Here is an 18,658-nt window from a genome sequence, read left to right as displayed (position 1 = left end):
TAATATTGGTTATATCTAGTGAGGATATAACTATGAGTAACAACACAAATAATATTTTCCAGTTGCTCGTAACCCATTTTGGTGGGCAGGAAAATACAGCAAAAGCCCTTGGGGTCAAACAACCAGCAGTGTCTGGCTGGGTGCGAGGCTCAAAAAGAATGTCTGAGATCGTTGCGATGAGAGCCCAGGCGGCGACAGATGGAAAATTCAAAGCGGTTGAGTTATGTCCATCTCTTAATGATTTCAAGCAATTGGCAATATAACCAATTATCACTTTGTCAAACCTTCAAAGAAACGTGAAACAAATAAAGGATTTCACAAATGCAAGAAATAACACTAAGCCGTGAAGCTCAAACGGCAATTTTTAAAATGATTAACCAGACAAAGGGAATTTCACCAAAGGAAATTGCTCAGGTCACTGGTGATTCGCATAACACGATTTGCAACTACGGCAACGTAGGGATGCCAAACCATTTACCGAGCTTAAAGAAGCTTGAAACCATAATGATGTATACGCAGAACCCTGAAATTTTAAAGGTGTGGGCGCATCAGATGGGATACGCATTAGTACCAGTGGATTGTGACTCAAGCAAACATCATGAGCTATCGATCTTTGAAGCAATGATGCAGCACAACATTAAGAGCGGAAAAGCAAACCGAGTTGTGTATGAGGCTTATGAGGATGGGGTGATTACACCAGCGGAATACGAAGAGATCCACCAAATTACCCAAGGCTTAATCGAGTTGATTACCGCCGTGGATCAGGCAGCGCTTAAGCAAATGCAGAAGTACACAGCAAATGCTCAAAAAGAAAAAGCCTGATCGCAGAAATCAGGCTTTTCGATTCATTACCCTAGAGGTGGAAATAATGAACAATTCAAATTTAACACAAGTATTAATCAAAAAAAAGCCTGAGGCTCGACTCTCAGACTTTCTAGTTCAAAAACATTCTAGTGGAATTGAACATGTACTCGAATCTAGCACACCGAACGGGCAAAAAAAAGCCCGAGAGTTGAGATCGGGCTTTAGCATTCAATTCAGAGGGTAAATCTTAATGAATATGCCGATGATAACACAGTTTCAAGAAAATCAAAAAACCATGTCGAGTCGTGAAATTGCGGAGCTATGTGAAAAAGAACACTTTCATGTGAAGCGTGATTGTGAGGTTGTATTTCGTGGCCTCAATTTAGATGCATCCAAATTTGGATGTACCTATTTGGACTCTGTGAATCGTGAGCAAACCGAGTATCTGCTAGACGAAGAGCTAACAATGACTCTGATCACAGGTTATAGCATTTTATTGCGGAACCGAGTCATTAAGCGCTGGAAAGAACTTGAAGACAAAGCATCAAAGCCTGTTGAACTCAGCCGAATGGAACTAATCCAATTGGCCTTAGCTGCTGAACAAGAAAACCAAGCGCTTAAGGACCATGTCGCCGTGTTAGAGCCTAAGGCGCAGGTGATGGATGTGATTGCAGACACGGTAAACACTTATTCAATCCGTGATTCAGCAAAAACCATCGGCATTCAAGAATCAAAGCTCATTGACTTCATGTTGAAGAAGCACTGGGTATACCGAGAAAACAGCCGTCACCGACGGTTATGTGCATACGCGCAACGAGTAGAGCAAAAGGTAATGGTAAACAAGGTTTCACAGGTGATTGCATGTGTAGAGGGTGACAAGGTTTACACCCAAGCACGCATTACAGCCTTTGGATTAACAAGATTAACGGCACTCGTTGCTGCTGCGGGGTTATTAAACAAATGAGTCAATTCACTCCTAACAGCTTTCAGGTGCCTAACGCCTTTGTAGACGACGTTCTTTGTCAAATTGGGGATGTTGCAGCAAAGCTGTATTTGATCATCTGTCGTAAGACACGTGGCTGGTACAAAGAGCATGATTCGATTTCTCTAAGCCAGTTCCAAAAAATGACAGGAAAGAGCCGTCCTACAGTCACAAAAGCAATTGCTGAACTCATTCAAGTGGGTTTGGTAATTGAGTGTGGATCTACCATCCATGGCAATAGTTTTAAGCTGAATGACGAATGCGTTGTTGGTTGGAAAATGTCTTTCCCTAGTAAAAATTCTTTACTACCTGAAAGCACTAGTAAAAAATCTTTACTAGTAAAGAAATTTAACTACGCTAGTAAAGAATCTTTACCACCACTAGTAAAAATTCTTTACACACAAAAGACACTATCAAAAGACACTCTACAAAATAAAAAAATAAATAAAAAAAGTAAGAGTGTTCCTGAACAACCTAAGGCTGAAAAACCAAAAGCTGAAAAGCAAAATCAATTCGATCCAAAATCGGTTGAGTTACCAGCGAATGTAAATCGTGATTTGTGGGTTCAGTTTGTTGACATGCGCAACAGCATCAAAAAACCACTGACTGAAAACGCCGTGAAGTTGCTGATCAACAAATTAATTGGTTTTGGTGCAGGGGCAAATCAATCCTTGGAGTCTTCGATCATCGGTAGCTACCAAAGCGTATACCCACCGAAGAATACACAAGCACCAGTTCAGCAACCTTTGGAGCGCCGTCGTTTTGGCAGCCAAGCAAATCAACCAGCGCCAATGCGTGATGTTCAAGGAGAGTGCGCATGAGCAATATCCAATTATTTGAGCAAGCATTTGCGATTGATTTCCCAGTTGAAGTAGCGGACATGGTTCTTCAGCGCATGAGTGATCTTTACGGATCAGCATTCACGAAAAACTTTGAGGTTTACGCGGATGAAGAACTTCGCCAATTGGCCTGCACAGTCCTAAATGGCCTAACCCCAGCAGATATCGCACGTGGCTTAGCACGCATGAACTCTGAAGAGTGGTGCCCGAAGAATTTACCGACATTCCGCAGCTGGTGTGAACAGGGCGGTGATTGGTGGACTGCTGACATGGCATGGGCAAAAGCAATGCAGTTTGAATCAGATCCACAAACAAAGATCACAACACTGACCAAGCGCGTACTTGATGAAGTTCGCCATGTGTTGACCGCAGAGGGGCAGAAATCAGCTCACTTCGCTTTCAAAGATATTTATGTGGATTACCTACGCCGCGCTAAGGCAAAGGGCATGTCGCAAGAAATGTGGGTGAAGCCTAAAGCTCCAAAACAGCTTGATAACCATGATCGAAATCGTAGTTGTGTTCCTTGCCCACCTGAATTATTGGCGACATTGGGGAAGACTTATAATCGTGTTGGGGGTGAAGTGTGAGCTATAAAGAAGACCATACGATAAATATTGATACTGTGGAAAATGTCATTAAGTTTTCACGCAAGTCTGAACGTGGCACATGCGAACATAAAAACATCCAGATATCAGCAGAAGAAAATGAAGTTTTATGCACTGACTGCAATGTTCGCTTAAACCCGGTCTGGTGGATTAAAAAGCACCTTAAGCACCTCAATCGGGCTACAGAAAGAAATAACAGTGTTTTATCCGAGGCACGGGAAATTTATAAAAAACTGGAAAAGAAAAATTCATTCATGTGCAAACACTGCCATGAAGTGAATCTGATTGACTTCAAGAAATTACCGAGCAAGGCAGCAATCACGCGCGGAATATCTGTGGTTGAGCAGGATCATGCAGGTATGACTGTGGAGATCGATAGATGAAAGACCAAAACGACAATAAAACCACGGATTGTTTCAGCACTCGCCATGCGGTCAAACAAGGTGAGCGACTTGTGATTGTTTTAAGGGGGATTATCGAAAAGAGAGGCAGAACAAGTGTGCTTGAGGTCAAGCAGTGGATTGGGGTCTCAGAGCGAGCAACCTTGACTTTTATTAGGCAGCTCATGGCTGAGGGATATTTAGAATCAAACAGCTCAAAACCATTAAGCCTAAAAGCAACTGACAAAGCTAAACAATTATTTGGGGTGACGGCATGAATGCAAAGCAGTTTATTCAGGACCATGGGTTGGAGCAGGCACGCAATCTACAGACTATGCTTAAAAATCTTGGTTGCTCCGATGACATGAAGTTCGCGGTTATCAATGGAATGTGGCATAGATCAAGTGACGGATTTACCTACGATGACCTTCACGCAGCCATAGCAGACCACGACCGAACCGACCATGTAACCGATATCCGCAATCACATCAGCCCAAATACGAGAGTTTCAGAGGCGCATGTGAATGAAGCATTTAAATTAAATAGATTGGGGTGAAGCCATGAAAGCGAATGAGTTTGTTAAAAAATTTGGTTGGGATGGAGCAAAAGCAAAAGTTGTTGAGTTGGGTATTTTGCAAGAACTTGGAGACTTGATGATTGGTCAAGAGGTTGAATTAAAGCGACTAGTCGATTCGCATGAGTTAATTGAAAAGGATTTTGAGTCTGTAGAAATTGCTGAATATGAACACATGATTTCAGGTTGTTATTCAGATCCATATTGGATTCGAATTAAACAAGCAATTGCTGACGTGGAGTCATGCCAATGAAAAAAGGGGACCGCGTCAAAGTAGATTTTATTGGTGAATCCGCAACAATTTATTCAGGCAAGCGATTCACAGGTTATGGCGTATTGGATCGTGTTGAAGATGGGCGTGTATTTGGACGTTTAGATGATGGAACGCCGTTTAGTTGCTTTACTGGTGATGTGGAGGTTATCCAATTAGTAGATCGTACTGAAGAATTCGAAACATTTTTTACAGCACAACCATTCTTTAAAAACTTGAGATTTATACACGGCGATAAGCTCTTTGATTTTGACAAGGGCATCGGGTACCGCAATTTAACTGTTCAAGTTGGCTATGTGTGTTTTTGCAAAGTTGATGGGGAGTTTGTATTGAATGACTAAGTATCTCATTGGCATCGATACAGGTGTGAACACAGGCTACGCCGTGGCAGAAGACAAAGGCAATGGTGGTGAACTATTTGAAGTTAGATCCTTAACAATTACTCAGGCCATGAGTCGCACGCTTGAGTTTGTTGTGCACTATGGAAAAGAAAACATCTGTTTATTCATTGAAGATGCTCGGCAGCGCACCTGGTTCACTGGTGGTCGTGAGAAAGCACAAGGTGTTGGATCGGTAAAGCGTGATGCACAGATTTGGGAAGATTGGTGTAAGGAGCAAGGGTTGAATTACCTAATGATTCATCCAGCAGCAAATGCAACCAAAACGAAGGCTGATGTTTTTAAAAAGCGCACTGGTTGGATTGAACGTACGAATGAGCATGCGCGTGATGCAGCTATGTTGGTTTTTAAAAGATTTGCGAAGTTTTGAGGGAAATAGGATGAATGCAGTAGTGAAAACGAAACTAATGGATTGGTCGAAGCGTTCAGCCTATCAGTGGCTTGAACAATATGGACTTTGGGTGAGATCCACTAAATCAGATGTTTCAGCGAATCCGTTGGCCATACTCATTGATAAGAACGACAAGCAGCGGATTAGATCAAGCAAAACCTCGATGCCATGTGAAATTAACGATATGGAGGCAGTAGAGGTCAGTCAGCTATTAGCAAAGATGCATAACGACTCTCGTGAATATTTAGCTGAACGCGCATGGTTCTTAATCCTAAAATTTGAGAATGATTGGTCCGATCAAACAATTGCAAATGCGCATAGATGTAGTCGCGCCAAGGTCAGAGCGGAAGTGGAAAAGGGTTTAGCGTATTTGGATGGAAAAATCGAAGTGCTAAGCGATTGACTTGGCAGCCATGTTTGTGTAGATTTGGTGTATGGTGGCAAGTTGTTATGTACTCACCAATAATTTAAAAGCTCATTCAAACATGGGCTTTTTTAATGCCTTGAGAAATGTTCCGTGAAAGCAATATCAAGGCACCCAATGGCGGCTTAACTTTATTCGTAGTGGTTTAAATTTTAATGCCGCCACCCAGATTTTACATACATTAAAGCTCGGTCTAATGACTGGGCTTTTTATTGTCTGAAATTTATAAAGGTGCTTGTGACATGCACAAGTTATTTAGTTGGAGAGTAGCCATGCCAGCATATGCATAAGGGTAGTGCGCCACCCTAAGGGCGATTTTGATTTGTGACGCTGTGCATTGTTCAGCTATAAGCACAAACGGTGAGATGCGGAAACCAGCCGTATAAATTGGTTTGAATCCAATGTGATTTCGTCACATATTGAGTTAGCCTTAGAGCCATAAATTGTGGGTGACACCCCGACTAATCAAGATGAAAGACGCAAAGCGGATCAATAGCTAACTTTGAGAAGTTTATTGTGTCGAGTAGCGCTAGATCAGTTGCCGAGCTGGTCAATATCGTAATCTAAGGCAAGGGTGTGGTAATTTGCCACATCCTTTTTTAAGCGCCATTAGCTCAGTTGGATAGAGCATCCGCCTTCTAAGCGGATGGTCGCAGGTTCGAGCCCTGCATGGCGCGCCAAAATTCAGGAGAATAAAGTGCTCCGATTGTTAATGTGTTTATTCGGCCTACATGGTGCGACAGAGATCGATTACACGGTTGATAATGAAGAAATCAAAGTGTGTCGTGACTGTTTGAAAGAAGTTAAGTAAATTAGATTCAAAAACATAAGCCTGATCATTAATTTGATCGGGCTTTTTTATTACCAAAATAAAGCAGGTGTGGAAAATGAATAAGTTTCAGAAAGGTAGTGCAGACAATATCTTGATTGGATTGATTGCAGTCTTCGTTATAGCAATCATACTGATCTTCTTGTTTGCGTGGCCACAATACAAAGTTTGGCAGCAAGGTATGGCAGGACAGGCTCAATTATCAAAAGCACAGCAATCCAAACAAATTGCAATTGAGACAGCCAAGGCTGAGCTTGAGAGTGCGAAATTGCGTGCAGAAGCAATCAAGGTAATGGGTAAAGCAGCACAAGAGTTCCCTGAGTACAGGCAGCAAGAGTTTATTGGTGCATTTGGTGAAGCTTTACGCGAGGGCAATATTAGTCAAATTGTATATGTGCCAACTGAAGCCAATATTCCTGTCTTGGAAGCAGGCAAGCGACCATCTTCTAATTAATCTTTTCCACTTAGCCGAACGTATTACGGCACATAAAACCCCGCTCAATATGCATATTGAGCGGGGTTTTTCTTTTCTTATTGGATGGTCTTATGACAGATAAGGTACAAGCGAAAAAAGACTTAGAATTTTGCACTGCTGAGCTGTCTAAGTACCAAAATTTAAGTCGTTCTGGTTTGACTCGGGATGAGATGCTGGCGATAGATGGCATAATGATTAAGTTGAAAGAGCGGGTTAAGAATCTAAGAACAAGCCTGTACGATTAATTAACAAATAAACCGCTCTTGTATAATTTCTTACATATCTATCCCTATTAATTGTGAGAAATGTATTCTTTTGGTATTGATAATATTTTTAATTATGAGAGTATAAAAAAAGAACAATAAAGAGGGATAAGTATGACTTCACAAGATGTGCTTGTAATCTCGGTTTCGGCTTTAGTCCTTACATTAATCATTTATGAGTTCGGGCAAATGTCGATGTTGTTTTAAGCGAACCACCTTCGGGTGGTTTTTTTATGTCAGGAGAAAAGAGATGTCGTGTAAATCATGTGAAGAACGTCGACAGAAGCTAAAGGCAATGTATGAACAGTCAAAACAGTCAATTTCAAATGCAATTGCTTTCCTTGGTGGGCGAGCTGGTAAAGCAGAACAGCCAAGTGTTGATACAGAACAATCAACTGATTCAGCACCTGACACAGCAGAGCAACCAGATCAACGAATTATTGTTAATACTCGAGGATCAGGAAGAGGAAAACGCTCCTAGATATATGGATGAATAACTATGTTCCACAGTATGAATGATGGGAAAGGCATTCGATATGTATATGTGAATGGCAATCGCATTAAGTGTGTGAAGTGGGCGAATGTAGATCAGGGATTAGTTTGTTTTATACCTCATCGTCGCTTTACCAAGAAAGATAGACGCAAGGGTGAAATATACACACGATTATTGCGTGGCACTGTGACAGTGGAGTTCATTAAGCATGAAGCTAAAACGATTGCAGAGCAGGCTTGATACCATCACACCCAAGCAACCTAGACCGCCAAAGAACTGGGGATCAGGCCGCGGTGGTAGACCTTGGCGCAGACTCAAAGAAAAGATTCATCTACGTGATAACTGGACATGCCAGCATTGCCGCCGTGTTACTACGCAATTAGAACTGGACCATATAGTTAATGTAGCCCAAGGTGGTACCGATGATGAATCTAACCTGCAATCGTTGTGTCCGCCGTGTCACAAAGATAAAACCTTAAAGGAGAGTCGGCAGTGAGCGAAAAATTAGTACAAGTATATGACCGAAGCAAAGACCGCAACATCTTCTTTAATCCCTCTAAAGTCGAAGCATGCGTCATTGAATGGACTGGCAAGAAGGATTACACCCAAGACATTCACACCTTCCATGTTTACTTAGAGTCTGGTCACACGCTGAACGGTGAAGTGAATGATGATGGGAAGAACAAAATTCTAAACGCAATAAACAGTGTGTAAGGGAGGGGGGAGGTCAAAAGTTCAAAACCTTTTGCCCTCGGACACCACCCACCATCTCACTTATAAAAAAATTTCCCATTTCAGCAAAAGTTAAAGCGAAAAGTTAAAGGTTAACCAATGGCACTAAGCGAAAAAATGAAAAAGTTTGCTCAGGCCGTTGTTGACGGCTTAAGCAACAAAGAGGCTGCAATTTCAGCAGGTTATGCAGAAAAGACAGCATCACAGGCAGGGTCAAAACTAAGAAAAGACCCTGAAATTATTGTTCATATCGAAAAGTTGAAGGCTGACAAAGAAGGCCGAAGTTTAACTTCTGAAAAACCGAAAGTTAAACCGATAGAAGCTTCAAGTTATGAAGATGAAGACCCAATCGAAGACCAGTACAGCACTGACGATCCTCTCGACTTCCTGATTAACGTCATGAAGAATGGCGGCAATGAGATGATGCTTCGAGTGAATGCTGCCAGAGCTGCTTTACCTTATGTACATGGCAAAGTTGCTGAAAAAGGCAAGAAAGAAACTAAAGAAGATGCGGCCAAGGCTGCAACAAAGTCAGGCAAGTTTGGCACTTTGAATAACCAATTGCTTAGTTGAGGTGGTTATGATTACAAAACCAAAAGGTGCAACGCATCTTGCAAAAACAATGTTTGGTTGGGCGTATGCTAAGAGTAAAAGTAGGAAGTGGTACGTTCACGTAAATGGCGTATGGAAAGAAGCTTATAGCCAAAATATCAAAGTAAAGCCAATTTAAGCCGCCCGCTTCGGGAGGTTTTTTAATGAGTTAAATTTATGTCAGCAATGCTCCCAGAATGGACAACATCCTGCCCAGACTGGGAGGAACGTATTGTCGCTAAAAAGTCACTCATGCCATGTGAACCGCTTTTCCCAGAAGTGGCTGATGTAGCAGAGCGGATTTTTAAAGAATTAATCTTGGTCGATGTGATGGGTAGCCCGAAAATGGGTGAAGTCACACTGCCATGGGTGATTGAGTTTGTCCGGGCGATCTTTGGTGCTTACGATCCGGTGCAGAAAAAGCGTTTAATTCGCGAATTCTTCTTGCTGATCTCTAAGAAAAATACTAAGTCCACGATCGCAGCCGGCATCATGATGGTGGCCTTGATCTTAAATGATCGTATGTCGGCTGAGCTTATTCTGTTGGCGCCCACAAAAGAGGTCGCGGACAATAGTTTTAATCCAATTCGAGACTTTATTCGAGCAGATCCTGAGCTTCAGGAAATGTTCAATGTGTCCGAGCACACCAAAACAGTCACTCACTTGGGCACTAATGCGACCTTGAAAGTGATTGCTGCTGAAAGTAATGCTGCTGCAGGTAAAAAGGCCTCAATCATTCTGATTGATGAGGTCTGGCTCTTTGGTAAAAGATCAAACGCTGAATCGATGTTTCGTGAAGCAAAAGGTGGTTTGGCATCACGGCCTGAAGGTTGTGTTATCTACCTGTCTACCATGTCAGATGAAACACCATGCGGTGTATTTAAGCAGCTGCTGGACTATGCCCGGGATATTCGGGATGGTGTAAAGGTCAATCCACAATTCTTACCGCTGATTTACGAGTTTCCTGAGTGGATGCTTGAGGCAGGTGAGCACTTAAAACCTGAAAACTTCTATGTCACCAATCCAAACTTGGGTGCATCGGTTGACCTAGATTACCTGATTAATGAATTTGAGAAAGTTAAGGATGCTGGCGAAGAATCGCTGCGTGACTTCCTTGCAAAACATTTAAACGTACCAATTGGCTTAAATCTTCGCGCCAACCGCTGGGCTGGTGCTGAATATTGGTTACAGCAATCTAAAAAATTCACCTTAGATAAGTTGATTGAGCAATCAGACGTTATTACCTGCGGGATTGATGGTGGTGGCCTGGATGATTTGCTTGGGTTCGCTGTACTGGGTCGGCATAACAAAAGCCGTAAATGGTGGCTCTGGAATCATGCTTGGTGCAATAAAACGGCAGTCGAGAGACGCAAAGAGAATGCGCCAAAATATGCGGACTATGAAAAAGAAGGCAGCCTGACCATTGTTGAGCGTATTGGTGATGACATTGACCAGTTAGCAGCGATTGCAAAGAAATGCTTTGACTCGGGCAAGCTCGACAAGATTGGACTCGATCCGCTTGGTCTAGGCGGGCTTTTGGATGGTTTGCTCGATGCTGGTATTCCTGAAGATAAGCTTATTGCAGTAGCTCAGGGTTTTAAATTAATGGGATATATCCTCACCACAGAGCGAAAATTAGCTGAAGGTAATCTTTACCACGCAGGGCAAGGCTTAATGACTTGGTGTGTTGGTAATGCGCGTGCAGTTATCAAGGGTAACGGCATGATGATCAGTAAACAGGAGTCTGGTGTTGGGAAGATCGACCCCGTCATCGCCATGTTTAACGCCGTGGCATTAATGAGTTTGAACCCTGAGCCCACAAATAAAGATTACGAAATACATTTCATATAACCGCCTTAATTGGCGGTTTTTACATTTTGGAGGGGCTATGTCTGCTCTACATAAGTCATTTGGCTCTTTTGAGATTAAAAGCGTCGATGAGGAAAAGCGAACATTTACCGGCACGGCAAGCACGCCGAATCAAGATCGATCGAAAGACATCATGGTTCCAAAGGGCGCGAAGTTCAAATTACCAATGCCATTACTATTTCATCACGACATGCGAAGTCCGATTGGTCATGTGACCAGCGCGAAAGTAACGGATAAAGGAATTGAAGTAGAAATTCATATTCCTGAGATCAAGGAAGAAGGAAAGCTGAAGGATCGCGTAGATGAGGCCTACCAATCTTTGAAGTACGACCTTGTGAAAGGATTATCTGTTGGCTTCCTGCCGAACTGGGATACCGCCGAGATGATTAAAGGCGGCGGTATTAAGTTTGAAGATTGGGAATGGTATGAGCTTTCACTTGTCACGATTCCAGATAACCGTGATAGCGGAACAGATTTTAAAAAAGCTTTTGAGGAACACAAAGCCGCGTTGGGCAAAAAACCTCAGACCGTTACAGATGGCGTTTCATCTGAACAAAAACACGTTGTTGTCAAATTAAATAGCCCAACAAAGGGTGGAGTGAAATTGGTATGAACAAATATTTAAAACAGTTGCTTGATGCTTTAGCTGCAAAAAATTTAGAGCTACAAGGGCATATTACAAAGTCATTAGATGGTGGCTCTACACCAGACGATGAAACTGAAGCGGCTATTCAAACTGTTGAAGCAGAAATTGCCGCGATCGAAAAGAATATTGAACGCGTCAAAAAACAAATCGCAGCTGCTAAACATGCCGCTGAAACGGGGACACCAGTTGCTGGTGAAAATGGTGAAGAAGCTATAGCCTCTGCCGAAGGTGATCCAGATCCAACTAAAAAGAAAACAGTAGTTACAACTGAATCCAATTTGCCAAAGGGTATTGGTTTTACTCAATTTGTTCGTGCAAAAATGTTGGCATGCCATGTTCAAAAGCAAGGTAACTTATTGACGGTAGTGGATGCAGCAAAGCAACTTGGGTTTGGTCAGGATACGGTTCAGTATATTGAAAAAGCTGTGCTTGGAACTACGACTGATGCTGGCTTTGCAGCACCATTGGTTCAGCAAGATACATATAAAGGTGATTTTTTAGAGCTGCTTCGTAACGCAACCATTTTTGATAAGTTGCAAGGTTATCGTACGGTGCCTTTTAATATCAAAATCAATGGTCAGGCTACTGGTGGGAAGGCTTCATGGGTTGGTGAAGGAGCTAAAAAACCTTTAACAAATCCAACGTTTGACAGCGTAGAAATTAAAGAACATAAGCTTGCAGCTATTACAGTGTATACCCAAGAGTTGCTGCGTCGTTCTGATCCGGCAGTTGATCAGTTAGTGTTAAACGATTTGATTGCTGCATCTAAAACGCTTATTGATGAAACATTCCTTGGTACACAAGAACAAACCGATGCAACACCAGCGGGCATTCTCAATGGTGTTGTTGCAGTTGCAGCAAGCGGTGAAACTGCAGAAGCAATTGAAGCTGATTTGTTGAAATTGATTGAGACGTTTGTTGAGGCGAATTTAAGTACAGATGGTGCGTACTTCTTAATGAGCGAAACACGTGCAATGCGTATCGCGTTGCTTCGTGATGCGTTAGGTAATACTTACTTTAATGGGATGAATTTCGCAGGCGCTGCCCGCTCATTATTGGCTATTCCTGTCATTACCTCTCAATCTGTTGGGGACCGAATTGAACTTGTGAAAATGAGTGAAATTCTTGTTGCTCAAGATGGTGGTGTGGATGTTGCCTACAGTGACCAAGCGACATTGACTGATGGTGAAACGACACATAACTTATGGCAAGAAAATAAGTTTGCAATTCGTGTTGAGAAATTCATCACATGGGCAAAACGCCGCCCGATTGCTGCAGCTTATATTCAGTACACCTAATCTTTATTCATTAGGTCAAAAACAGCTCCTTTATTGGGGCTGTTTTTATATCTAAGCATCAAAGTTGTTTAGCTATGAGAACAGTCTATGAAAATTAAATATTTAAGAAGGGCACCGCAAGGAATGCCTGGTGATGTTGCTGAAGTTCCAGATCTTCAAGCCAAAATCTTAATTAAGTTGAAATTTGCAGAACCTTTAGATGGTGAACCTTCAATTGAGTTCTTGAAGAACTTAAATGGAACCCTAGTTGTTGATGATTTTGGCAGTTTGGTTGAATTGCCTTTGATGGTTGAGCATCAATTAGAGAATATTCAACAAGCGGTGCAAGAAGATAAGCCAGTCAAACCCAAACAAAAACGTGTAAGTAAAGCAAAATAAGGCGGTAAATAATGGGCATTTTTGGCAATTTATTTAAGAAAAAATCGCTTCAAGGTGTTCATTCAGGCGGTGGATGGCACTCGATGTTTATCCATGAGCCTTATTCGGGTGCATGGCAAAAAAATGATGAATTAACCCGTGAAGATGTTACTGCACATCATGCTGTTTTTTCTTGTGTCTCATTAATTTCACAAGATATTGGTAAGATGCCGATTCAATTGAAGCGCCATGAAAAAGGTGTTTTGGTTAATGCAGATATACCAAGCAAATTCCGTGTTTTAAAAAAGCCAAACCGTTTTCAAATTTGGCAGCAATTTAGTGAACACTGGACAACGTCATTGTTGTTACGTGGCAATACTTATGTGCTGAAGCGCAGAGATATCTTTGGTGAAGTGACGGAGCTTGTTGTGCTCAATCCTGATCTTTGTAAACCACTGATTGATGACAACGGAAATGTCTTTTACCAATTGGGCAATGACAGACTTACACAGACTGATTCGGTAGTAATACCAGCATCCGAAATCATTCATGACCGTATTAACTGTTTTTATCATCCACTTGTGGGGCTAACCCCAATTATGGCGTGCTCATTGGCTGCGGGACAGGGTATTGAGATTCAGAAAAACTCTCGTAACCTTTTTCGTAATAACAGTCGTCCTTCAGGTGTTTTGACTACACCAGGATCTATCACTAATGAGAAGGCTGCGGAACTTCGTAAGCAGTGGAATGCAAATTATTCAGGTGCAAATCTTGGGGGTACTGCAGTACTTGGTGATGGGGTGACTTTCCAAACCATTACAGTAAGTGCGGCAGATTCTCAACTTATTGAGCAGTTAAAAATGACAGCTGAGATTATTTGCTCTGTCTTTCATGTTCCATTGTTTAAGGTCGGCTTAGGACCCACACCTACGGTTAAAATTTCAGATCTGAATGAAATTTACTATTCAGACTGTTTACAAAGCCCGATAGAAGCACGTGAAAACTTACTTGATGACGGACTAGGGCTTAAAGATAGTGGTTTGGAAGCATTTTTAGATATTAATGTGCTTATCCGTATGGACTCAACATCACAAATGGCACGCTTAAAAGAAGGTGTAGGTGCTGCAATCCTGACACCTAATGAGGCGCGTGTGGAGGTTGGGCTATTGCCGATTGTTGGTGGTGACACGGTTTACATGCAACAGCAAAACTTTTCACTGGAAGCACTTTCTAAGCGTGATCAGCGGGAGGATCCTTTTAATACAAGTTCAACCACTAAGACTGATCAGAAACCACCTGATTTACCTGAAAATAGTAGCGAGAAATCCCTATATAAAGGGATTTTTAGGACTGAAAATAAGTATGAGAATGGGTGTTATGTGACTTACAAGGGCTCATTATGGCACTGTGAAAAAGATCATTCGGGTGAATTTAGCCATGAAAACTTCAAATTAGCGCAGAAAAAATGGGGTGAAGAATGAGTATTGTAAGTATTGAGACCCTAAAGGAACATTTGCGCTATGACGATGATTCAAATGATTTAATGCTTCAGGGTTATTTGGATGCAGCAGATTCAGTGGTGCTGAATTACATCACTGATGAGTTTGAATCCAATTACCCCAAAGCAATTCATCAGGCAATTTTATTGCTGTGTGGATATTGGGATCAGTACCGCAATGCTGAGCAGGAAATGCCGGTAAATGGCAACTTCCTGCCAATGCCGGTACAAAGCCTGCTTTATCCATATCGTAAGCCTACAGCGATTTGAGGTGATCTATGGCCCAACGTGCCGGCGAGCTATGCCACCGTGTAACGATTCAGCATAAAACCACAACCTATGATGAATACAACTATGAAATCGAAGCTTGGGCTGAGTTTAAAAAGCTCTGGGGGAAGATTGACTTCCTTTCAGTGAAAGACTCTCTAACAGCCAAAGCCGCAGGATCAGAAACCACCGCTCGGTTAAAACTGCGCAAGCGTGATGATATTGACTCAAGTATGCGTGTCTTATTTGATGGTCAGACATTCCAGATCGTTTCACCACCCAAACTCGACAATGAAAATGGTCGAATTTATATGACGTTGGAGTTGTCATTAGTGGAGTAAGCCATGTCAGTAGAATTCAATATTGAAGGCTTGGATGAAGTTCAGGAAAAGCTGAAAAGACTTAGCAATCCTCGTTTGATGAAGAATGCTGCAAGGCGTTCCATGCGTAAAGCGATGGTGATTGTACGCGATGCAGCTCGGGCCAATGCAAAAGGTCTGGATGACCCGCAAACAAGCGAAAAGATTTGGAAAAATATTGCAATTGCCGCAGGGAAAACACGAAACCAGAATGAAGTGGTGATGCGTGTTGGTGTGCGTGGTGGTGCGTCATTCTCTAATCCAAACCCGCCTAATACGAGCGGTGGGGATACGCGGCACTGGCGCTGGTTGGAATTTGGCTCTGTGCACAATCCACCAACTCCATTTTTACGCCCAGCACTGCAAAACAATATCCAAGCCGTGACCAATAGCTTTGCTGAAAACTTTAATAAAGAAATCGACAAGGAACTCGCGAAATTATGAACATTTTACCCGTAGTTCCGACACTGAAAGCCAGTCCTGAAGTCACAGCATTGCTTGGTACCAGCCCTTTAAAAGTCTGGGAAGATAGTTCACCCAATAAAGCATATCCGTATGCAGTCTGGTCGGTGGTCACAGCAAACCCTGAAAATCATTTAGATTGTCCGGCCAACACTGATCATGTGTCATTCCAAATTGTGGTTTATGACACTTGTGCGCGTAGGGCTTCAAATATCCGTGCAGCAATACGAAAGGCTTTAGAGCTGCATTGCTATATCACAAGCATTCACCCAAATCACTTTGAACGCGATGGAGACACCAATATCTTCGGTCGTGGCTTTGATGCGAATTGGTTTTTGGATAGATAAAACTATTCTAGGATTGCTATATTGATAATATTAATCGCTACTTCGGCTCTTATTTGCTTCATCATATATGCGATCTGGCAAGAATCTACAAGTCCAAAAATAGAGATAAATAAATCTGAATGGGAATGTGTGAAGACTGAAACACGCATGATCCCAATGCTCGTTGGCAAGGTGGTAGTCCCACAGCCAAGACGAGAATGCGTCGAATATAAACGCAACTAAATTTTAACTCTTAATTAAACCGTCCTTATTGGGCGGTTTTTTTATGCCTGTTTTCAGGCAAACCACTGGCTAGAACGACGGTTCGAAAAGCACGTTTCCATGTTCAACGTGCCTGCCAGTTTCTTTTTTTGAGCATGATCAGGAGAATGCTATGAAGATGGTAGCGCAACCGCAGACTGTATTTTTTCACAATACTCAATTATCAATTGTTGAATACAACAACCAGCCTTACGTGCCAATGAAATTGGTTGTCGAAGGTATGGGTTTGGATTGGAAGAGCCAGCACAGAAAGCTTGCTTCAAATCCGAGATGGGGTATGGTCAAAATGACCATCCCTTCAAGCGGTGGTATTCAGGAGATGCTTTGTATTCCACTGCGAAAACTATTTGGATGGTTTAATTCAATCAGTGCAAACAAAGTGAAGCCTGAATGCAAAGAGGCTGTCATCAAATACCAAGAAGAATGTGATGATGTGCTCTGTAACCACTGGACAGGTAAATTGAATGCCAGACACAAAGCTTTTGATGAGCTGAATGCAATTGATATGGATGACAAGATATCAAAAGCAAAAGGAACTCTTTTTAGTCTTGGTATGCACCAGCGTAAACGCGAAAAGAAAACCAATAAGCAGAAGCGTCAAGACTGGATTAATAAGAATACCTTATTGCTTAATTTTGGTGCTGACCTATGAGTGATGATTTAGATGAATACATCGAAATGCGCCAAGAGCTTGAGGTAATGACGCATGCAGAACTTGTTGAAGAAGTCATCAATCGAATGAAATTTCAACAGCAAATTGTTATTGATAACTGGAATGAAAATAAAGAGCTTCGGAAAGAAGTTCAGGATAGTCGTAGATTTCTCGAATCCACTTCTGAAAATCTCAAAAAATGAAATGAAGACCTAGATGAGATTGTGGCAAAAGGCTTGTACTGGAAAAGATCCTTTTATGTCCTTTTGGTGCTCATGATCATTGTTCTTATTCATTCATTTATACAGACATAAACCCTGCCAAGTGCGGGGTTAATTATTTCCAAACCAATGCCACCACTCGGTGGCTTTTTTTATGCCTAAAATTGAGGAGTAGCTACTCATGGCGAAGAAAGGTGTTTTATCTCAGGGTACGCAAGTATGGATTTTACATGGCGATACTCCAACACTCACAAAGATGGACTGCGTTAAAGCCTTTGTAATGGGCGATGATAGCACCACAGAAATCAATACAACCTGTCTGGAAGAGCCAAAAACAGCAACATCAGACTGGGGCTTAACCACACCTGGTGAAGGTTCGATTCAAATCGATACAGACCCTAAAAACCTTTCACACATGAAATTGCTTGAGCTTGCAGCAGATCGTGCGGAAGTTGGTGTGTATGTGGGCTGGTCTGATGGTGATGCACCACCAACCGTTAGTAGTAGCGATGTCACATTGCCGACTACTCGCACATGGTCATCTTTCCGTGCAATTCTGCGTAAAGGCTCACCGGTATTTGATGCTGATGCTTTGGTAAACCATACAGTGCCGATGAAGCGCCAGACTGAAGTAACTGATGAATTTAAGGTGGTGACAGGTGGCTAAAACAAAGGCTAAAAAATTTGATATTAAATCTATTGGATCAGGCGCTCTTGTTGGTGAAGTCCGTAATGCAGTCGTAAAGTTTTATCATAATGGGCAGATAGAATCTGTAGAGGTTCGTATTAAGCAACTTCCCTTTGCTAAAACAGAAGACTTGCATCGTCGATTGAATAGCCGCGATAAGGGAGTTATTGCTGATTGGATATCTCTTGCACTGGTTGATGAAAAGGATGAATTGATTTTTACGCCAGAACAGATTGAGGAAAACTTTACGCAGTCTCTTGCGAATGAAATCTTTGCCGAGGTTTCTGGGCTTAAAGCATTGCAAGAGTATGCAGAAAAACTGGGAAAGGAATCAGCCATGAAGAAGAGCTCTGGGCAGAACTCGTCCTTAATGGGGTCGGCGGAAGAACAATAGCTGAAGCTAAAAGAAATATGACTTACAAGGAGTTTATGTTTTGGAGTCACTATCGCAATAAATACGGCTCATTTAATTTGGGTCGTCGCATAGAGCAGGGTGTGGGTAATCTATATGCGCTTTATTTCAATGGCAAGGTTGAAGAAGACAAGCGTGTTGATGCTCGCATCTTTATGCCGCATGAAACAATTCCAGGGCTGACTTTTGAAGAGCAGCGCATGCAAGCCATTAAGAAGAAATCAGGTTAGCTTGGTTTCTTTTTTAATTAGAAAGTATTGTTTCAGGGAT

General features: G+C 42.1%; 34 protein-coding genes and 1 tRNA gene. All 35 read left to right on the top strand.

All coding sequences use genetic code 11. The features are described 5' to 3' along the window. The first annotated feature begins 32 nt into the window (after positions 1-32). The 35 genes from AC4CUZ_RS17825 to AC4CUZ_RS17655 all read left to right on the top strand — a co-directional run bounded on the left by AC4CUZ_RS17825 (position 33) and on the right by AC4CUZ_RS17655 (position 18,618). Positions 33-263 carry a Cro/CI family transcriptional regulator gene (locus tag AC4CUZ_RS17825; protein WP_004980513.1) on the top strand — a complete coding sequence of 77 codons (231 nt, stop codon included), beginning with the start codon at positions 33-35 and terminating at the stop codon, positions 261-263. 58 nt (positions 264-321) lie between these two features. Next, a complete protein-coding gene (locus AC4CUZ_RS17820) occupies positions 322-822 on the top strand; it encodes a phage regulatory CII family protein (RefSeq protein WP_159151754.1) in 501 nt (166 codons plus the stop codon). A gap of 232 nt (positions 823-1,054) precedes the next feature. Further along, positions 1,055-1,768, top strand: coding sequence for a Rha family transcriptional regulator (locus AC4CUZ_RS17815; protein ID WP_490747998.1), 714 nt, complete (start codon positions 1,055-1,057; stop codon positions 1,766-1,768). Beyond that, positions 1,765-2,607, top strand: a complete 843-nt coding sequence (locus AC4CUZ_RS17810; RefSeq protein ID WP_490747997.1) for a phage replication initiator YdaU family protein — start codon at positions 1,765-1,767, stop codon at positions 2,605-2,607. Before AC4CUZ_RS17815 ends, AC4CUZ_RS17810 begins: the two co-directional genes overlap by 4 nt. Further along, positions 2,604-3,212, top strand: coding sequence for a restriction endonuclease (locus AC4CUZ_RS17805; protein WP_490747996.1), 609 nt, complete (start codon positions 2,604-2,606; stop codon positions 3,210-3,212). The genes AC4CUZ_RS17810 and AC4CUZ_RS17805 overlap by 4 nt, the downstream gene beginning before the upstream one ends. After that, positions 3,209-3,613, top strand: a complete 405-nt coding sequence (locus tag AC4CUZ_RS17800) for a hypothetical protein (protein ID WP_490747995.1) — start codon at positions 3,209-3,211, stop codon at positions 3,611-3,613. The genes AC4CUZ_RS17805 and AC4CUZ_RS17800 overlap by 4 nt, the downstream gene beginning before the upstream one ends. Next, on the top strand, positions 3,610-3,888 hold the full coding sequence (locus AC4CUZ_RS17795; RefSeq protein WP_490747994.1) for a hypothetical protein: 279 nt from the start codon (positions 3,610-3,612) through the stop codon (positions 3,886-3,888). The genes AC4CUZ_RS17800 and AC4CUZ_RS17795 overlap by 4 nt, the downstream gene beginning before the upstream one ends. Next, positions 3,885-4,166, top strand: a complete 282-nt coding sequence (locus AC4CUZ_RS17790; protein ID WP_279691994.1) for a hypothetical protein — start codon at positions 3,885-3,887, stop codon at positions 4,164-4,166. The genes AC4CUZ_RS17795 and AC4CUZ_RS17790 overlap by 4 nt, the downstream gene beginning before the upstream one ends. 4 nt (positions 4,167-4,170) lie before the next feature. Further along, positions 4,171-4,437, top strand: a complete 267-nt coding sequence (locus tag AC4CUZ_RS17785) for a hypothetical protein (RefSeq protein ID WP_490747993.1) — start codon at positions 4,171-4,173, stop codon at positions 4,435-4,437. Next, positions 4,434-4,796 carry a hypothetical protein gene (locus tag AC4CUZ_RS17780; RefSeq protein WP_490747992.1) on the top strand — a complete coding sequence of 121 codons (363 nt, stop codon included), beginning with the start codon at positions 4,434-4,436 and terminating at the stop codon, positions 4,794-4,796. The genes AC4CUZ_RS17785 and AC4CUZ_RS17780 overlap by 4 nt, the downstream gene beginning before the upstream one ends. Next, entirely contained in the window at positions 4,789-5,223 is a 435-nt protein-coding gene (locus AC4CUZ_RS17775) for a hypothetical protein (RefSeq protein ID WP_490747991.1), read from the top strand. The genes AC4CUZ_RS17780 and AC4CUZ_RS17775 overlap by 8 nt, the downstream gene beginning before the upstream one ends. A 10-nt stretch (positions 5,224-5,233) precedes the next feature. After that, positions 5,234-5,647: an antiterminator Q family protein gene (locus tag AC4CUZ_RS17770; protein ID WP_279681308.1), complete on the top strand. Its 414-nt coding sequence runs from the start codon at positions 5,234-5,236 to the stop codon at positions 5,645-5,647. Between the two features lie 624 nt (positions 5,648-6,271). After that, positions 6,272-6,348: transfer RNA gene (locus AC4CUZ_RS17765), tRNA-Arg, on the top strand. Positions 6,349-6,555: 207 nt separating this feature from the next. Continuing rightward, positions 6,556-6,951: an SPFH domain-containing protein gene (locus AC4CUZ_RS17760; RefSeq protein ID WP_004694142.1), complete on the top strand. Its 396-nt coding sequence runs from the start codon at positions 6,556-6,558 to the stop codon at positions 6,949-6,951. 92 nt (positions 6,952-7,043) lie between these two features. After that, positions 7,044-7,217, top strand: a complete 174-nt coding sequence (locus tag AC4CUZ_RS17755; protein WP_010326048.1) for a hypothetical protein — start codon at positions 7,044-7,046, stop codon at positions 7,215-7,217. A gap of 268 nt (positions 7,218-7,485) precedes the next feature. Next, positions 7,486-7,716 carry a hypothetical protein gene (locus AC4CUZ_RS17750; RefSeq protein WP_004694132.1) on the top strand — a complete coding sequence of 77 codons (231 nt, stop codon included), beginning with the start codon at positions 7,486-7,488 and terminating at the stop codon, positions 7,714-7,716. An 18-nt stretch (positions 7,717-7,734) separates the two neighbouring features. Beyond that, the gene (locus tag AC4CUZ_RS17745) at positions 7,735-7,968 is read left to right on the top strand and encodes a hypothetical protein (protein ID WP_490747990.1); all 234 of its coding nucleotides are present in this window, start codon (positions 7,735-7,737) and stop codon (positions 7,966-7,968) included. Further along, positions 7,937-8,224: an HNH endonuclease gene (locus AC4CUZ_RS17740; RefSeq protein ID WP_490747989.1), complete on the top strand. Its 288-nt coding sequence runs from the start codon at positions 7,937-7,939 to the stop codon at positions 8,222-8,224. The genes AC4CUZ_RS17745 and AC4CUZ_RS17740 overlap by 32 nt, the downstream gene beginning before the upstream one ends. Then, the gene (locus AC4CUZ_RS17735; protein WP_490747988.1) at positions 8,221-8,442 is read left to right on the top strand and encodes a hypothetical protein; all 222 of its coding nucleotides are present in this window, start codon (positions 8,221-8,223) and stop codon (positions 8,440-8,442) included. Before AC4CUZ_RS17740 ends, AC4CUZ_RS17735 begins: the two co-directional genes overlap by 4 nt. A gap of 117 nt (positions 8,443-8,559) precedes the next feature. After that, positions 8,560-9,033, top strand: coding sequence for a terminase small subunit (locus AC4CUZ_RS17730; RefSeq protein WP_490747987.1), 474 nt, complete (start codon positions 8,560-8,562; stop codon positions 9,031-9,033). Between the two features lie 7 nt (positions 9,034-9,040). Continuing rightward, on the top strand, positions 9,041-9,190 hold the full coding sequence (locus tag AC4CUZ_RS17725) for a hypothetical protein (RefSeq protein ID WP_244782470.1): 150 nt from the start codon (positions 9,041-9,043) through the stop codon (positions 9,188-9,190). 38 nt (positions 9,191-9,228) lie between these two features. Then, positions 9,229-10,902 carry a terminase large subunit gene (locus tag AC4CUZ_RS17720; RefSeq protein WP_490747986.1) on the top strand — a complete coding sequence of 558 codons (1,674 nt, stop codon included), beginning with the start codon at positions 9,229-9,231 and terminating at the stop codon, positions 10,900-10,902. A gap of 37 nt (positions 10,903-10,939) precedes the next feature. After that, on the top strand, positions 10,940-11,533 hold the full coding sequence (locus AC4CUZ_RS17715) for an HK97 family phage prohead protease (protein ID WP_004694118.1): 594 nt from the start codon (positions 10,940-10,942) through the stop codon (positions 11,531-11,533). Continuing rightward, complete coding sequence (locus tag AC4CUZ_RS17710; protein ID WP_490747985.1) at positions 11,530-12,864, top strand: phage major capsid protein; 1,335 nt, start codon at positions 11,530-11,532, stop codon at positions 12,862-12,864. Before AC4CUZ_RS17715 ends, AC4CUZ_RS17710 begins: the two co-directional genes overlap by 4 nt. An 87-nt stretch (positions 12,865-12,951) precedes the next feature. Then, positions 12,952-13,242 carry a hypothetical protein gene (locus tag AC4CUZ_RS17705; protein ID WP_279733205.1) on the top strand — a complete coding sequence of 97 codons (291 nt, stop codon included), beginning with the start codon at positions 12,952-12,954 and terminating at the stop codon, positions 13,240-13,242. 11 nt (positions 13,243-13,253) lie between these two features. After that, positions 13,254-14,702, top strand: coding sequence for a phage portal protein (locus tag AC4CUZ_RS17700; protein ID WP_490747984.1), 1,449 nt, complete (start codon positions 13,254-13,256; stop codon positions 14,700-14,702). Then, positions 14,699-14,989 carry a head-tail connector protein gene (locus AC4CUZ_RS17695; protein ID WP_490747983.1) on the top strand — a complete coding sequence of 97 codons (291 nt, stop codon included), beginning with the start codon at positions 14,699-14,701 and terminating at the stop codon, positions 14,987-14,989. Before AC4CUZ_RS17700 ends, AC4CUZ_RS17695 begins: the two co-directional genes overlap by 4 nt. A gap of 8 nt (positions 14,990-14,997) precedes the next feature. Beyond that, positions 14,998-15,327 (top strand): phage head closure protein, encoded by a 330-nt coding sequence (locus AC4CUZ_RS17690; protein WP_490747982.1) that lies wholly within the window; start codon positions 14,998-15,000, stop codon positions 15,325-15,327. 3 nt (positions 15,328-15,330) lie between these two features. After that, complete coding sequence (locus AC4CUZ_RS17685) at positions 15,331-15,789, top strand: HK97-gp10 family putative phage morphogenesis protein (protein ID WP_490747981.1); 459 nt, start codon at positions 15,331-15,333, stop codon at positions 15,787-15,789. Further along, positions 15,786-16,154 carry a DUF3168 domain-containing protein gene (locus tag AC4CUZ_RS17680; protein ID WP_490747980.1) on the top strand — a complete coding sequence of 123 codons (369 nt, stop codon included), beginning with the start codon at positions 15,786-15,788 and terminating at the stop codon, positions 16,152-16,154. The genes AC4CUZ_RS17685 and AC4CUZ_RS17680 overlap by 4 nt, the downstream gene beginning before the upstream one ends. A gap of 373 nt (positions 16,155-16,527) precedes the next feature. Then, complete coding sequence (locus tag AC4CUZ_RS17675) at positions 16,528-17,067, top strand: phage antirepressor N-terminal domain-containing protein (RefSeq protein WP_490747979.1); 540 nt, start codon at positions 16,528-16,530, stop codon at positions 17,065-17,067. After that, complete coding sequence (locus AC4CUZ_RS17670; RefSeq protein ID WP_490747978.1) at positions 17,064-17,270, top strand: hypothetical protein; 207 nt, start codon at positions 17,064-17,066, stop codon at positions 17,268-17,270. Before AC4CUZ_RS17675 ends, AC4CUZ_RS17670 begins: the two co-directional genes overlap by 4 nt. A gap of 199 nt (positions 17,271-17,469) precedes the next feature. After that, positions 17,470-17,955 carry a phage tail tube protein gene (locus AC4CUZ_RS17665; RefSeq protein WP_490747977.1) on the top strand — a complete coding sequence of 162 codons (486 nt, stop codon included), beginning with the start codon at positions 17,470-17,472 and terminating at the stop codon, positions 17,953-17,955. Further along, positions 17,948-18,370, top strand: coding sequence for a phage tail assembly chaperone family protein, TAC (locus tag AC4CUZ_RS17660; protein WP_436660676.1), 423 nt, complete (start codon positions 17,948-17,950; stop codon positions 18,368-18,370). The genes AC4CUZ_RS17665 and AC4CUZ_RS17660 overlap by 8 nt, the downstream gene beginning before the upstream one ends. 35 nt (positions 18,371-18,405) lie before the next feature. Beyond that, on the top strand, positions 18,406-18,618 hold the full coding sequence (locus AC4CUZ_RS17655) for a hypothetical protein (protein ID WP_490747976.1): 213 nt from the start codon (positions 18,406-18,408) through the stop codon (positions 18,616-18,618). Positions 18,619-18,658: the final 40 nt, after the last annotated feature.

Source organism: Acinetobacter sp. 789_lipA (genome assembly GCF_058242845.1).
Note: the sequence above shows the minus strand (reverse complement) of the source record. Positions and strands in the feature narration are given on the sequence as shown.

Bases quoted from the DNA above. Each gene is read 5' to 3' on its own strand.
- AC4CUZ_RS17825 (WP_004980513.1), top strand. From the start codon at position 33: ATGAGTAACAACACAAATAATATTTTCCAGTTGCTCGTAACCCATTTT.
- AC4CUZ_RS17820 (WP_159151754.1), top strand. From the start codon at position 322: ATGCAAGAAATAACACTAAGCCGTGAAGCTCAAACGGCAATTTTTAAA.
- AC4CUZ_RS17815 (WP_490747998.1), top strand. From the start codon at position 1,055: ATGAATATGCCGATGATAACACAGTTTCAAGAAAATCAAAAAACCATG.
- AC4CUZ_RS17810 (WP_490747997.1), top strand. From the start codon at position 1,765: ATGAGTCAATTCACTCCTAACAGCTTTCAGGTGCCTAACGCCTTTGTA.
- AC4CUZ_RS17805 (WP_490747996.1), top strand. From the start codon at position 2,604: ATGAGCAATATCCAATTATTTGAGCAAGCATTTGCGATTGATTTCCCA.
- AC4CUZ_RS17795 (WP_490747994.1), top strand. From the start codon at position 3,610: ATGAAAGACCAAAACGACAATAAAACCACGGATTGTTTCAGCACTCGC.
- AC4CUZ_RS17790 (WP_279691994.1), top strand. From the start codon at position 3,885: ATGAATGCAAAGCAGTTTATTCAGGACCATGGGTTGGAGCAGGCACGC.
- AC4CUZ_RS17785 (WP_490747993.1), top strand. From the start codon at position 4,171: ATGAAAGCGAATGAGTTTGTTAAAAAATTTGGTTGGGATGGAGCAAAA.
- AC4CUZ_RS17780 (WP_490747992.1), top strand. From the start codon at position 4,434: ATGAAAAAAGGGGACCGCGTCAAAGTAGATTTTATTGGTGAATCCGCA.
- AC4CUZ_RS17775 (WP_490747991.1), top strand. From the start codon at position 4,789: ATGACTAAGTATCTCATTGGCATCGATACAGGTGTGAACACAGGCTAC.
- AC4CUZ_RS17770 (WP_279681308.1), top strand. From the start codon at position 5,234: ATGAATGCAGTAGTGAAAACGAAACTAATGGATTGGTCGAAGCGTTCA.
- AC4CUZ_RS17760 (WP_004694142.1), top strand. From the start codon at position 6,556: ATGAATAAGTTTCAGAAAGGTAGTGCAGACAATATCTTGATTGGATTG.
- AC4CUZ_RS17755 (WP_010326048.1), top strand. From the start codon at position 7,044: ATGACAGATAAGGTACAAGCGAAAAAAGACTTAGAATTTTGCACTGCT.
- AC4CUZ_RS17750 (WP_004694132.1), top strand. From the start codon at position 7,486: ATGTCGTGTAAATCATGTGAAGAACGTCGACAGAAGCTAAAGGCAATG.
- AC4CUZ_RS17745 (WP_490747990.1), top strand. From the start codon at position 7,735: ATGTTCCACAGTATGAATGATGGGAAAGGCATTCGATATGTATATGTG.
- AC4CUZ_RS17740 (WP_490747989.1), top strand. From the start codon at position 7,937: ATGAAGCTAAAACGATTGCAGAGCAGGCTTGATACCATCACACCCAAG.
- AC4CUZ_RS17730 (WP_490747987.1), top strand. From the start codon at position 8,560: ATGGCACTAAGCGAAAAAATGAAAAAGTTTGCTCAGGCCGTTGTTGAC.
- AC4CUZ_RS17725 (WP_244782470.1), top strand. From the start codon at position 9,041: ATGATTACAAAACCAAAAGGTGCAACGCATCTTGCAAAAACAATGTTT.
- AC4CUZ_RS17720 (WP_490747986.1), top strand. From the start codon at position 9,229: ATGTCAGCAATGCTCCCAGAATGGACAACATCCTGCCCAGACTGGGAG.
- AC4CUZ_RS17715 (WP_004694118.1), top strand. From the start codon at position 10,940: ATGTCTGCTCTACATAAGTCATTTGGCTCTTTTGAGATTAAAAGCGTC.
- AC4CUZ_RS17710 (WP_490747985.1), top strand. From the start codon at position 11,530: ATGAACAAATATTTAAAACAGTTGCTTGATGCTTTAGCTGCAAAAAAT.
- AC4CUZ_RS17705 (WP_279733205.1), top strand. From the start codon at position 12,952: ATGAAAATTAAATATTTAAGAAGGGCACCGCAAGGAATGCCTGGTGAT.
- AC4CUZ_RS17700 (WP_490747984.1), top strand. From the start codon at position 13,254: ATGGGCATTTTTGGCAATTTATTTAAGAAAAAATCGCTTCAAGGTGTT.
- AC4CUZ_RS17695 (WP_490747983.1), top strand. From the start codon at position 14,699: ATGAGTATTGTAAGTATTGAGACCCTAAAGGAACATTTGCGCTATGAC.
- AC4CUZ_RS17690 (WP_490747982.1), top strand. From the start codon at position 14,998: ATGGCCCAACGTGCCGGCGAGCTATGCCACCGTGTAACGATTCAGCAT.
- AC4CUZ_RS17685 (WP_490747981.1), top strand. From the start codon at position 15,331: ATGTCAGTAGAATTCAATATTGAAGGCTTGGATGAAGTTCAGGAAAAG.
- AC4CUZ_RS17680 (WP_490747980.1), top strand. From the start codon at position 15,786: ATGAACATTTTACCCGTAGTTCCGACACTGAAAGCCAGTCCTGAAGTC.
- AC4CUZ_RS17675 (WP_490747979.1), top strand. From the start codon at position 16,528: ATGAAGATGGTAGCGCAACCGCAGACTGTATTTTTTCACAATACTCAA.
- AC4CUZ_RS17670 (WP_490747978.1), top strand. From the start codon at position 17,064: ATGAGTGATGATTTAGATGAATACATCGAAATGCGCCAAGAGCTTGAG.
- AC4CUZ_RS17665 (WP_490747977.1), top strand. From the start codon at position 17,470: ATGGCGAAGAAAGGTGTTTTATCTCAGGGTACGCAAGTATGGATTTTA.
- AC4CUZ_RS17655 (WP_490747976.1), top strand. From the start codon at position 18,406: ATGTTTTGGAGTCACTATCGCAATAAATACGGCTCATTTAATTTGGGT.